At 75.8% G+C, this 14116-nt stretch carries 1 protein-coding gene and 1 pseudogene (1 of these 2 running past the window's edge); both read right to left on the bottom strand.

What is annotated here, in order from left to right:
* Positions 1-2292 (bottom strand): type I polyketide synthase (locus LDL48_RS41395; RefSeq protein ID WP_225260672.1); only part of this gene is annotated, 2292 nt, incomplete at its 3' end.
* Between the two features lie 333 nt (positions 2293-2625).
* Positions 2626-14116: pseudogene (locus LDL48_RS41390) on the bottom strand (SDR family NAD(P)-dependent oxidoreductase); its annotated part runs 16277 nt beyond the window's last position; the annotation flags it as partial.

The following is a 14116-nucleotide window of genomic DNA, read 5'->3' as shown; positions in this document are numbered from 1 at the left end:
CAGCACCTCGGCGAACGACGGCTGCATCACCTCGATGAACGGCGAATGCGCGGCATGACTGATCCGCAACCGCCGCACCTTACGACCCAAACCACCGAAATGCTCCGCGATCGGTGCACACGCCTGCGCATCACCGGAGATCACCACCGACGACGGGCCGTTGACCGCCGCAATACCCACGACATCGGAAAGCCACGGCGTGACTTCGGCCTCCGTGGCCTGCACCGCCACCATCGCACCCGAGTCCGGCAACAGATGCATCAACGCACCCCGCGCCGTGATCAACGCACACGCATCCGGCAGATCCCACACCCCGGCCAGATACGCCGCCGTCACCTCACCCGTGGAATGACCGGCGAACACCTCCGCCGACACCCCCCACGACTGCACCAGCCGGAACAACGCCACCTGCAACGCGAACAACACCGGCTGCGTGAACCGCAACCCATGCAACAACTCCGCCTCCGCCGACCCCGGCGCCGCGAAAATGACCTCGTGCACCGGACGCGGCAGATGCCCGTCCAGATGCGCACACACCTCATCGAAGGCATCCGCGAACACCGGGAACGTGTCATACAACTCCCGGCCCATCCCCGCCCACTGCGCCCCCGAACCCGTGAACAGGAACGCGGTGCGGCCCGGCACGACCTGGGTCGGCTGGATCGTCTCCAGCACGCGGACCAGTCCGTCGGTGTCGCCGGCCACGGCCACCGCGCGGGTGTCGAACGCCGGCCGTCCGGTGGCCAGCGAGTACGCGAGGTCGCCCAGCCGCTCGCCGGACGTCACGGCGTGCCCGGCGAGCGCGTCGGCCTGGGCCCGCAGCGCCGCCTCACCGCGGCCGGAGAGCGGGACCGGCCAGACCGGCGGACGGATCACCGTGGCCGGCGGTTCCACCGGTTCCTCGGCCGGCGCCTCCTCCACCAGCACGTGCGCGTTGGTGCCGCTCATCCCGAACGACGACACGCCGGCGCGGCGGGCCCGCTCGGTCCGCGGCCACGGCTGTGGCTCGGTGAGCAGCCGCACGCCGCCGGCCGACCAGTCGACGTGTGAGGTGGGCACGTCCACGTGCAGGGTCCGCGGCAGCTGGCCGTGCCGCAGCGCCATCACCATCTTGATGACGCCGCCGACCCCGGCCGCCGCCTGGGTGTGGCCGAGGTTCGACTTGAGCGAGCCGAGCCAGAGCGGGCGTTCCGGGACGCGGTCGCGGCCGTACGTGGCCAGCAGCGCCTGCGCCTCGATCGGGTCGCCGAGCATGGTGCCGGTGCCGTGTGCCTCGACCGCGTCCACCTCGTGGCCGAACAGGCCCGCGGTGGCGAGTGCCGCCTGGATCACCCGCTGCTGGGCGGGGCCGCTCGGCGCGGTCAGCCCGTTGGACGCGCCGTCCTGGTTGACCGCGGAGCCGCGGATGACGGCGAGCACCGGGTGGCCGCGGCGGCGCGCATCGGAGAGCCGTTCCAGCAGGATCATGCCGACGCCCTCGCCCCAGCCGGTGCCGTCGGCCGACTCGGCGAACGACTTGCACCGCCCGTCCGGCGACAGCGCCCGCTGGCGGGAGAACTCGACGAACGTCTCCGGCGTGGTGAGCACGGTCACGCCGCCCGCCAGCGCCATCGAACACTCGCCCTGCCGCAGCGACTGTGCCGCCAGGTGCATGGCGACCAGCGAGGACGAGCACGCGGTGTCCACCGTCACCGCCGGGCCGTCCAGTCCGAAGGTGTACGCGATCCGCCCGGACGCGAGGCTGCCCGCGTTGCCGGTGGCCGCGTACCCCTCGATGGTGTCCGGATCGGCGGCGGCGAGCAGCATCCGGTAGTCCTGGGCGCTGATTCCGACGAAGACGCCGGTGTCGCTGCCCCGCGCGGCGGCCGGGTCGATGCCGGCCCGCTCGAACGCCTCCCAGGTGGTCTCCAGCAGCAGCCGCTGCTGCGGGTCGAGGGCGAGCGCCTCGCGCGGGTTGATGCCGAAGAACTCCGGGTCGAAGTCGGCGATGCCGCGCAGGAAGCCGCCCTCCCGCACGTACGTCTTGCCGGTGGCGTCCGGGTCCGGGTCGTAGAGCGCGTCCGCGTCCCAGTCGCGGTCGTCGGGGAACCCGGTGACCAGGTCCGCGCCCGCGGTGACGACCTCCCACAGGTCCTCCGGGGACCGCACGTCGCCGGGGAACCGGCAGGCCATGCCGACCACCGCGATCGGGTCCCGCGTCTTCGCCTCGCTCTCCCGCAGGCTGCGACGGGTCTCGTGCAGTTCCGCGGTGACGGCCCGCAGATACTTGCGAAGAGTTTCCTCATTGGACATGCGTCGCTCCCAAACAGGTGGTCGGCGCCGGGACGGCGCTCAAGAGGAGGTGCCGAGCTCGCGCTCGATGAAGGCGAACATCTCCGCGTCGGAGGCCGACTCGAGCCGGTCCGCGACGCTGAGGTGTTCCGCGGCCGGTCCCTCGTCCGCGGTGGTCTCGCCGGTCAGGCGGGACAGCAGGACGCGCAGCCGGGAGGCGGCTTGGGCGCGCGCCGGGTCGTCCTCGCCGAGCGCCGTGACGCTCTCCTCGAGGCGGCCGAGGTCCGCCAGCGCGGTCTCGTCCGGACCGGGGCCGGCCAGCTCGGCCCGGAGCAGGCCGTGCAGGTGCCGGGCGAGGGCCTCCGGGGTCGGGTGGTCGAAGACCAGCGTGGCGCTGAGCGTCAGGCCGGTGCGCGCGGTCATCCGGTTGCGCAGCTCGACCCCGGCGAGCGAGTCGAACCCGGCGTCGCGGAACGCCCGCCCGGCCGGCATGGCCACCCCGTCGTGATGGCCCAGCACCCGGGCGGCCTGCTCGGCGACCAGCTCGCCGAGCAACGCGCGCTGCTCGTCGTCGGCCAGCCCGGCCAGCCGGCCGAGCAGCTCGCTGCTGGTGTCCGGCTCCGCGGCGGGACCGGACACGGCGGCGCCGGCCACCTCGTCGAAGAACCGGGACGGGCGCTCCGCGGTGAAGGCGGGCAGGAATCGTGTCCAGTCCGTGTCGGCGACCACGACGCCCGCCGCGGGCGAGGCGACCGCGGCGGCGAGCGCGGCCAGTGCCGTCGCCGGGTCCAGGGCGGACATGCCGTGGCGGGCCGGGTGGTCCTCCTCCTCCGCCGGTCCGGCCCAGGGACCCCAGGCGATCAGGGTGGCGGCGAGGCCGTCGGCCCGGCGGTTGCCGACGACGGCGTCCATGTCGGCGGCGGTCGCCGCGGCGGCGCCGGCGCCGGCGCCGCCCCAGACGCCGAGCACCGAGGAGAACAGCACGAACGCGTCGAGCGTACGGCCGGCGGTGAGCTCGGCGAGCAGCGTGGCGGCCGTCCCGCCGGACAGCTCCGCGGCACCGACCCGGATGAACTCCCCGGCCGGCGTCTCCTCGGCGGTGTGCACCACCGCGGCCAGGTCGTCGCCGGCCACATCGAGCAGCCCGGCGACCGCGTCCCGGTCGGTGAGGTCGGCGTCGGCGACGGTGACCCGGACGTGCTCCGGCAGGCCGTCCGGCGCGGCGCCGGGCCCGGTGAGCACCAGGTGGGCCGCGCCGTTCGCGGCCGCCCAGCGGGCGACCTCCGCGCCCGGGCCGCCGGTGCCGCCGGTGACCAGGACGGCGCCGCGGGGCGTCCACCGGCCGCTGACCGGCGCCGCGGCCCGCAGCCGGCGGCCGAGCAGCCCGCCGTCCCGGATCGCCAGCTGGTCGCCGGCCGTGCCGGACAGGGCACCGGCCACCAGCGCGGCGGACCGGTCGTCCAGGACGGCCGGGAGGTCGAGCAGCCCGCCCCAGCGCTGCGGGTGCTCCAGCGCGGCGACCCGGCCGAGACCCCACAGCGCGGCCTGCCGCGGGTCGACCCGCTCGGCGCCGGTACGCACACCGTGCCGGGTCAGCCACCAGATTCGGGTCGGCACGTCCATGTCGAGCAGGCTCACCGTGACGGCGTGCGTCTCGGAGGTGTCGCCGAGCAGCACCACGCCGTCGACGTCGCCGTCCTCCGGCAGCTCGGTGACCACCTGGGCGCCGTGTGCGGTGAGGGCGTCGTGGACGTCGGGGGCGTCGCCGACCAGCAGCCACCGCCCGCCGAGCACCGGTTCCGGCGCCGGCACCGGCAGGAAGCCGATCTCGTAGCGGTGACCGGCGTCGCGGACCGCCGCGGTGGGCCAGAACCGCTGCCGCTGGAACGGGTAGGTCGGCAGCGTCACCGCACCGGCGCCGGTGCCCGCGAAGACGGCGGGCCAGTCGGTCTCCGTGCCGGTGGACCAGGCGTCGCCGAGTGCCGCCAGCAGCGTGGCGACCTGCGGCCGCTGCCGCCGTCCGGCGGCGACGGCCAGGACACCGGTCAGGGTATGCGCCACGGCCGGGGTGAGCGCGGCGTCCGGTCCGATCTCCAGGTACGTACGGACGTCGCGCTCGTGCAGGGCGGCCACGTCGTCGGCGAAGCGGACCGTGTCGCGCACGTGCCGCACCCAGTACTCCGGGTCCGACACGTCCTTGACCAGCGGGATGGACGGCTCGTGGAAGGTCAGCGTGGACACCACCGCGCGGAACTCGTCGAGCATCGGGTCCATCAGCGACGAGTGGAACGCGTGCGACACGGCGAGACGGCGGGTCTTGCGGTCGGCGTACCGGGCGGCGACGGCCTCGACCCGGTCGGCCGGGCCGGAGATGACCACGGAGTCCGGGCCGTTGACCGCCGCGAGGTCCACGTCCTCGCCGGCAAGTTCGGCCTCGGTGGCCTGGATCGCGATCATCGCGCCGCCGGCCGGCAGGGCCTGCATCAGGCTCCCCCGGGCGGCGACCAGGCGGCACGCGTCGTCCAGGTCCCAGACGCCGGCACAGTAGGCGGCGGCCACCTCCCCGATCGAGTGCCCGGCCAGCGCGTCCGGGCGGACCCCCCAGCTACGGAGCAGCCGGAACGTCGCCACCTCGTAGGCGAACAGGGCGGCCTGCGCCACGGCGGTGGGGGCCAGCGCGGCGTCGTCGGTACCGAAGACCAGGTCGTGCAGCGGCAGGTCGAAACGGGCGCAGACCTCGTCGAACGCGTCGGCGAAGACGCCGAAGGTGGCGTACAGCTCGCGGCCCATCCCGGCGTGCTGGGCGCCCTGGCCGGTGAAGAGCAGCGCGGTGCCGCCCTCGGTGACCGGGACCGGCCGTACCTCGCTCAACCCGGCGCGCAGCCGGTCGGAGTCCGCGGCGACCACCACCGCGCGGACGGGCAGCGCCGCCCGGCCGTGCGCCAGCGTGTATCCGAGGTCGGTCAGGTCGACGCCGTCGACCGTGGCGAGTTGCCCGGCCTGCGCCCGTAGGGCGGCGTCGTCCGCGGCCGAGAGCGGCACCGGGACGGCCGGCAGTGCCCGGACCGGGTGCCGTTCGGCGGCCGGTGGTTCCGGGGCGGCCGGTGGCTCCTCGAGGATCAGGTGCGCGTTGGTGCCGCTGAGCCCGAACGACGACACGCCGGCCCGGCGGGGCCGTTCCCCGGCCGGCCACGGCGCCGCCTCGGCCAGCAGTCTGACCGACCCGGCCGACCAGTCCACCTTGCTGGACGGCCGTTCCGCGTGCAGCGTGCGGGGCAGCATCTCGTGCCGCAGCGCCATCACCATCTTGATGACACCGCCGATGCCGGCCGCCGCCTGGGCGTGCCCGATGTTCGACTTCAGCGACCCCAGCAGCAGCGGCGTCGCGCGGTCCTGCCCGTACGTGGCCAGCAGAGCCTGTGCCTCGATCGGGTCGCCCAGCGTGGTGCCGGTGCCGTGTGCCTCCACCACGTCCACGTCCGCGGGGTGCAGCCGGGCGGCGGCGAGCGCGGCCCGGATGACCCGCTGCTGCGACGGCCCGTTCGGTGCGGTCAGCCCGTTGGACGCGCCGTCGGAGTTGACCGCCGAACCGCGGACCACGGCCAGGACCGGGTGACCGTTGCGGCGGGCGTCCGACAGGCGCTCGACCAGCACCAGACCGGCGCCTTCGGCCCAGCCGGTGCCGTCGGCGTCGTCGGAGAACGACTTGCACCGGCCGTCCGGTGCGTTGCCGCGCTGCCGGGAGAACTCGACGATGAAGTTCGGCGTGGCCATCACCAGTACGCCGCCGGCCAGGGCCAGGTCGCATTCGCCGGTGCGCAGCGCCTGCGCGGCCAGGTGCAGCGCGACCAGCGAGGACGAGCACGCGGTGTCCACCGTGACGGCCGGGCCTTCCAGCCCGAACGTGTACGCGAGGCGGCCGGTCATCACACTGGCGGTGACGCCCGTGGCGCCGTACCCCTCGATGCCCTCGGCCGGGTGACCGGCCAGCAGCATGCCGTAGTCCTGGCCGTTGGAGCCGACGAACACGCCGGTCCGGCTGCCGCGCAGGCTGTGGGCGTCGATGCCGGCCTGCTCGAAGGCCTCCCAGCCGGTCTCCAGCAGCAGCCGCTGCTGCGGGTCCATGGCCAGCGCCTCGCGCGGCCCGATGCCGAAGAAGCCGGCGTCGAAGTCGGCGGCGCCGTCCAGGAACGCGCCGTTGCGCGTCGTGGAGGTGCCGGGGTGGTCCGGGTCGGGGTGGTAGAGCGTGTCCAGCCGCCAGCCGCGGTCCTCGGGGAAGGTGCCGACCACGTCGGTCTCCGCCGCGACCAGGTCCCACAGCGCTTCGGGGCCGGTCACGCCGCCCGGGTAGCGGCAGGCCATGCCGACGATGACGATCGGGTCGTCGGTCACCGGCGGGAGCGCGGCCGGAGCGGCGGGCGCGGCCGGGGCCGCGCCGCCGGGCAGCGACCGGTCCAGATACCCGGCGAGCGCGGCCGGCGACGGGTGGTCGAACACCAGCGTGGCGGGCAGGCCCAGGCCGGTCGCGGTCTGGAGCCGGTTGCGCAGCTCGACCGCGGTGAGCGAGTCGAAACCCGCCTCCCGGAACGCGCGGTCGGCCGGCACCCGCCCGGCGCCGGTGTGGCCGAGGACGGCCGCGGCCTCGGCGCGGACCAGGTCGGTGAGGTGGGTGAGCCGGTCGTCGCCGCGCAGGGCGGCCAGTGCGGCGCGGACGCCGTCGTCCGGGCCGGACGGGTCCGGGCCGGACGGGCCGGCGGTCGCCGCCGGCAGGTCGTCGAACAGCGGCCAGGAGCGGCTGGAGCCGTAGAGCGCGGCGAACCGCGGCCAGTCCACGTGGGCGACCACGACGGTCGGGTCGTCGCCGCGCAGCAGCGCGCCGACGGCGACGTCCGGCGCCATGTGCACCAGGCCGCGCCGGCTCAGCTCCTCGTCGGTGCCGTCCACGCCGGCCATGCCGGCACCGGCCCACGGCCCCCAGGCGATCGCCGTGGCGGCCAGGCCGCGACCCCGGCGGGCCAGCGCCAGTCCGTCCAGGGCGGCGTTGGCCGCGGCGTACGCGCCGTTGCCGTGGCTGCCCCAGATGCCGGCGATGGAGGAGAACATCACGAACGCGTCGAGCGCGCGGTCGCCGAGCAGTTCGTCGAGGTGCCGGGCGCCGGCGACCTTGCCGGCGTCGGCGCGGGCCAGCGCGGCGGGATCGAGGTCCGCCAGGGTGCCGAAGACGTTGGCGCCGGCCGCGTGCACGACGGCGGTCAGCTCGTCGCCGGCCAGCGCCAGCAGGCCGGCCACTGCGTCCCGGTCGGCCACGTCCGCGGCGACCAGGTCGACCCGGGTACCGGCCGCGGTCAGCTCCGCGGCCAGTTCGGCCGCGCCGGGTGCCGCGGCGCCGCGGCGGCCGGCGAGGATCAGCCGGGACGTGCCGTGTGCCGCGAGGTGCCGGGCGACCGCTACGCCGAGCGCGCCGGTGCCGCCGGTGATCAGGACGGTGCCGCGCGGCGTCCAGCCGTCCCGGCCGGGCGCCGGGGCCTGGACCAGGCGGCGGCCGAAGACGCCGGACGCCCGTACGGCGACCTGGTCCTCCGCACCGTCCGCGGCGAGCACCGCGACGATCCGGCTGGTGGCCCGCTCGTCGAGGCGGCCGGGCAGGTCGATCAGGCCGCCCCAGCGCTGCGGGTCCTCCAGTCCGGCGACCCGGCCCAGGCCCCAGGCGGCGGCGAGCGCGGGGTCGACGTGGGTGTCGCCGCCGACGGCCACCGCGCCGCGGGTCAGGCACCAGAGCCGCCCGCCGAAGTCGTCCGGCAGCTCCCGCACGGTCCGCACCAGGTCGGCGGCGTCGGTGACGACGGCGAGCAGGCCGTCGAGCGGGCCGTCGCCGTCGAGCCGCGCACCGGCCGCGCGGAGGGCCTCGGCCAGTTCCGGACCGGGGTCGCCGGCGATCTGCCAACGGCCGGCGAGGGTGCCGGTCGGCAGGGTCAGCGGTTTCCAGGTGATCCGGTAGCGCCAGGCGTCGGCCGTCTCGCGGTCGCGGTGCGAGCGCCGCCACGCGGACAGCACCGGCAGCGCGGCGGCGAGCGAGTCGCGCTCGCTGTCGCCCAGCCCGAGCGTGCCGGCCAGGGCGGGCAGGTCGTGCCGTTCGACGGCCCGCCAGAACGCCTCGTCGGCCGGTGCGTCCGGGGTGACGGCGGCCGTCTCGTCCGGCCAGAACCGGGTGCGCTGGAAGGCGTACGTCGGCACCTCGACCCGCCGCGCGCCGGTGCCGGCGAAGAACGCGGCCCAGTCGACGGTGCCACCCGCTGCCCAGTAGCGGGCCAGTGCCGTGACCACATCCGTGTTGTCCTTGCGCGACACCGGGATCAGCACCGCGTCGTCGCGGAGCTGCGCGACCGCCGGAATCAGCGCGGCGTCGGGACCGATCTCGAGGAACGCGGTCGCGTCAGCCGCGGCCACGTCGTCGGCGAACCGGACCGTGTCCCGGACGTGCCGCACCCAGTACTCCGGGTCCGACACATCCTTCACCAACGGAATCGACGGCTCGTGGAACGTCAACGTCGCGACCACCGACCGGAACTCGTCGAGCATCGGATCCATCAACGAGGAATGGAACGCGTGCGAGACATCCAGACGGCGGGACTTGGCGAACTTCGCCGCCACCGCCTCCACCTTCTCCACCAGACCAGCGATCACCACCGACCGCGGACCGTTCACCGCCGCGATGTCCACGTCCTCACCGGCCAACTCGGCCTCGGACGCCTGGATCGCGACCATCGCCCCACCCGCCGGCAGGGCCTGCATCAGACTGCCCCGCGCCGCCACCAGACGGCAGGCGTCCTCAAGACTCCACACCCCGGCGCAATACGCGGCGGCGATCTCACCGATCGAGTGACCGATCAGCACGTCCGGGTGGACGCCCCAGGACTGCAGGAGGCGGAACATGGAGACCTCGAACGCGAACAACGCCGCCTGGGTGAACCGGGTCTGATCCAGCTGCTCGTCGACGTCCAGCAACGGCAACTCGAACTGCGCGCAGATCTCATTGAACGTGTCCGCGAACATCGGATAGTTGTCGTACAGGTCGCGGCCCATGCCCGGCCACTGCGCACCCTGACCGGTGAACAACAACGCCGTCGTCTGCTCGGCCGCCACCGTCGGCGGCGCGTACGCACCCGCGCCCACCGAGAACGTCCGCACCGGCAGGGCCGCCCGGCCGGTGGCGAGCGAGTACGCCACATCGAGGTTCACCACCTCCGGCAGCGTCAGCGCCGCACCGGTCAGGGCCGACACCACGACCGGGTACGCCGGCAGGGATCGCTCGGCGGCCGGTGCCGGAAGCGGGGCGGGCGCCTCCTCGATGACGACGTGCGCGTTGGTGCCGCTGATGCCGAACGACGAGATGCCGGCGCGGCGCGGGCGCTCGCCCGGCTCCCACGGGACCGGCTCGGCGAGCAGCGACACCGCGCCCGCGGACCAGTCGACCGCGCTACTCGGCTCGTCGGCGTACAGCGTCGGCGGCAGCGTGCGGTTACGCAGCGCCAGGATCATCTTGATCACGCCGGCCACACCGGCGGCGGCCTGGGTGTGGGCGATGTTCGACTTCACCGAGCCCAGCCGCACCGGCCGGTCCCGGTCCTGCCCGTACGTGGCGAGGATGGCCTGCGCCTCGATCGGGTCACCGAGGGCGGTGCCGGTGCCGTGTGCCTCGACCGCGTCCACGTCCGCCGGGGTCAGCCCGGCGACCGCGAGCGCCTGCCGGATGACGCGCTGCTGCGACGGGCCGTTCGGTGCGGTCAGCCCGTTGGACGCGCCGTCCTGGTTGACCGCGCTGCCGCGGACGACGGCGAGGATCTCGCGGCCGTTGCGCTGCGCGTCGGAGAGGCGTTCCAGGGCGATGAGGCCGACGCCCTCACCCCAGCCGGTGCCGTCGGCGGCCTCCGCGAACGGCTTGCACCGCCCGTCCGGGGCCAGTCCCCGCTGGCGGGAGAACTCGACGAACAGGTACGGCGTGGCCAGCACGGTGGCACCGCCGGCGAGCGCCAGGTCGCACTCCCCGGCGCGCAGCGACTGAGCGGCCAGGTGCAGCGCGACCAGCGAGGACGAGCACGCGGTGTCCACCGTGACGGCCGGACCCTCGAAGCCCAGCACGTACGACAGCCGGCCGGACATGACGCTGCCCGCGTTGCCGGTCATCAGGTGACCCTCGACCGCCTCGGGGAACGCGACACCGGTGACGTAGTCGTGGTTCATCTGCCCGGCGAAGACGCCGGTACGGCTGCCCCGCAGCGACGACGGGTCGATGCCGGCGCGTTCCAGAACCTCCCAACCGGCCTCCAGCAGGAGCCGCTGCTGCGGGTCCATGGCGAGGGCCTCGCGCGGGCTGATGCCGAAGAAGTCCGCGTCGAAGTCCGCGGCGTCGTACAGGAAGGCGCCGGAACGGCTGTACGTGGTCCCGCGGCCGGCCGGGTCCGGGTCGTAGACCCGGTCGATGTCCCAGCCGCGGTCGGCCGGGAAGTCGCCGACCGTGTCGACGCCGTCGAGGATGAGTTCCCAGAACCGTTCCGGCGTGGTCGCGCCACCGGGGAAACGGCAGGCGATGCCGACCACCGCGATCGGCTCGTCGGCCGGGCGCGCCGCCACCGCCGGACCCGTCACGGCCGGCGCGGCGGACGGGGTGTCGGCGAGCATCCCGTCCAGCAGACCGGCCACAGCCCGCGCGTTGGGGTGGTCGAACACCAGGGTGGCGGGCAGCCGCAGACCCACGTCCTCGGCGAGCCCGTTGCGCAGTTCGACCGCGGCCAGGGAGTCGAAGCCCAGGTCCTTGAACGCACGCCCGGGCTCCACGGCGGCGGCGTCGGGCAGGCCGAGGACCCCGGCGACCCGGGTGCGGACGACGTCGAGCAGGCGGCGGCGGCGTTCGGCCGGGTCGAGGCCGGCGAACGCGGAACCGGTCGCGCGTACGGCCGCGGTGGCCGCCATACGCCGGGACGGTCCGCCGGTGAAGCCGCGGAGCAGCGCGGGCAGGACGTCCGTGCGCGCCCGGACGGCCCGGCGGTCGACGGCGAGCGGAACGGCGACCGCCTCGCCGGTCCGTACGGCCGCGTCCAGCAGGGCCAGTCCGTCCGCCTCGGCGCACGGCGGCACCCCGAGCCGGTCGAGCCGCCGGCGCTGGGCGTCGTCGAGGTGGCTGCCCAGCCCGTCGGCGACGGCCCACATGCCGAACGCCAGCGACTGCCCGGGCAGCCCGGCCGCGCGCCGGTGCTGGGCGAGGCCGTCCAGGACCACGTTGGCCGCCGCGTACGCCGCCTGGCCGGACGGCAGGACCAGCCCGCCGGCGGAGGAGATCAGCACGAACGAGCGGAGCCCGGCGTCGCGGGTGAGCTCGTGCAGGTCCCAGGCGGCCACGGCCTTGGGGGCGAGCGTCGCGTCCAGGCGGTCCGGTTCGAGGTCGGCGATCAGGCCGTTGTCGGCGACCGCGGCGCAGTGCAGAACCCCGGTGACCGGGTGCGTGGCGAGCAGGGCGGCGAGCGCCGCCCGGTCGGTGACGTCGCAGGCCGCGACGGCGACCCGGGTGCCCGCCGCGGCCAGCTCGGCCGCCAGGTTCGCGGTCTCCGGGGTGCCGGCGCCGCGGCGTCCGGCGAGCACCAGGCCGGTCACGCCGTAGCGGGCGGCGAGGTGGCGGGCGAGGATGCGGCCGAGGCCGGTCAGCCCGCCGGTGATGAGGACGGTGTCGCCGCGGTCCCAGGGCGCGGCGGCGTCGCCCGCCGCCGGGGCGAGGCGGGGCACCAGGATCTGCCCGTCGCGCAACGCCAACTCCGGCTCGCCGGTCGCGAGGGCCCGGTCCAGGACCGCGGTGGAAGCGGCGGCGCCGTCCGTGTCGACCAGCACGATCCGGCCCGGGTGCTCGGCCTGGGCGGCGCGGGCGAGGCCCCACACCGGCGTCTGGGCGACGTCCGGGCTCTCGTCCGGCCGGACCGCCGCCGCGCCGGTCGTGACGACGGCGAGCGGCGCGTCCCCGTCCGCGAGATGGGCGCGGAGCACGGCGAGGGTCTCCTGGGCGATCCCGCGCAGGGCGGCGGTGACGGACCCGGCCGGCCGCGCGGTGGTCACGTGGTGCCGGGCCATGTCGGCGGACTCGTCCGGCGTGGGCAGCGGACGCCAGTCGATGCGGTGCACCGGCTGGGCGGCGGCCGGCCCGCCCACGGCGATCTGCCGGGCGACGATCGACCCGACCGTGGCGACCGGACGGCCCTCGGCGTCCGCCAGGTCCAGGCTCGACTCCAGTCCGTCGGCGGACGTGCGCACCCGCACCCGCAGGCGGGTCGCTCCGGTGGCGTGCAGGCTGACGCCGCGCCACGCGAACGGCAGCAGCGCCTGGCCGGCGGCCACGTCGGAGTTGTCCACCAGCCGCGCGTGCATGGCCGCGTCGAACAGCGCCGGGTGCAGCCCGAAGCGGGCGGCGTCGGCCCGCGCCGGTTCGGGCAGGACGACCTCGGCGTACGTGTCGCCGGCCGGGTCCCGCCAGGCGGCGGTGAGGGCGCGGAACACCGGACCGTAGTCGTAGCCGCGGGCGGCCAGCCGGTCGTACGCGTCGGCCAGCGGCAGCGCCACGGCACCGGCCGGCGGCCACTCGGTCAACTCGCCGCCGGTCCCGGCGCCGGTCGCGGTGAGCGTGCCGGTGGCGTGCCGGGTCCACGGCTCGTCCGGGTCGCCGTCCGGTCGTGAGTGGATGGTCACGGTGCCGTCGGCGTCCACCGCGACGCGGACGGCGACCGCACCCGGTTCCGGCAGCACCAGGGGCGCGTGCAGGGTGAGTTCGTCGAGGTGTCCCCGACCGGTCAGGTCGCCGGCCCGGATCGCCAGCTCGACCAGTCCGGTGCCGGGCAGCAGTGCCCGGCCGTGCACCCGGTGGTCGCCCAGCCACGGCTGCGCGCCCAGCGAGAGGCGGCCGGTGAGCAGCACGCCGTCCGAGCCGGGCGTGACCACGGCCGCGCTGAGCAGCGGGTGGTCGACGGCGTCGAGGCCGGCGGCGGACACGTCGGCGACCGCGGCCGCGTCGGGCCAGAACCGGGTGCGCTGGAACGGATAGGTGGGCAGGTCGACCGGGCGCGGGTCCGGGTGCAGCCGCTCCCAGCGCACGTCCACGCCGGCCGCGTACACCCGGCCGAGCCCGGCGATCAGCTCCCGCTCCTCGTGGCGGCCGCGGCGCTGCAACGGCACGGACACCGGGGCGCCGGACCCGGCGGCGGATGCCGGACCGGCGGCGTCGAGGCAGCGCGGGACGAGCGCGGTCAGCACGGCGTCCGGGCCGGCCTCCAGGTACGCGTCGGCGCCGTGGGCGGCGAGCGCGGCCACCGCGTCGGCGAAGCGGACCGTCCCCCGCACGTGCCGCACCCAGTACGCCGGCGACATCAGTTCGTCGGCGGTGGCGAGCCGGCCGGTCAGCGTGGACACGATCGGCAGCGTCGGCGGGGCGTACGACAACGTGGCGGCGACCGCCCCGAACTCGGCCAGCATCGGTTCCATCCCGGCGGAGTGGAACGCGTGCGAGACGGCCAGCCGGCGGGTGCGCCGGCCGAGGGCGGTGAGCGCAGCCTCGACCTCGGCGACCGCCTCCTCCGTGCCGGAGACGACGATCGAGCCGGGCGCGTTGACCGCGGCCAGGTCCGCGCCACCGCCGAGCAGCGGGAGCACCTCGTCCTCGGTGGCCTCGGCGGCGGCCATCACGCCGCCGGGCAGCCGCTGCATGAGCCGGCCCCGGGCGGTCACCAGCGCGGCGGCGTCGGCCAGCGACCACACGCCGGCCACGTGGGCGGCGGCCAGTTCGCCGATCGAGTGGCCGGCCAGCACCGCG

Source organism: Jidongwangia harbinensis, assembly GCF_020216025.1.
Taxonomy (GTDB): Bacteria; Actinomycetota; Actinomycetes; order Mycobacteriales; family Micromonosporaceae; genus Actinoplanes; species Actinoplanes harbinensis.
This window is presented reverse-complemented; position numbering and strand designations above follow the sequence as displayed.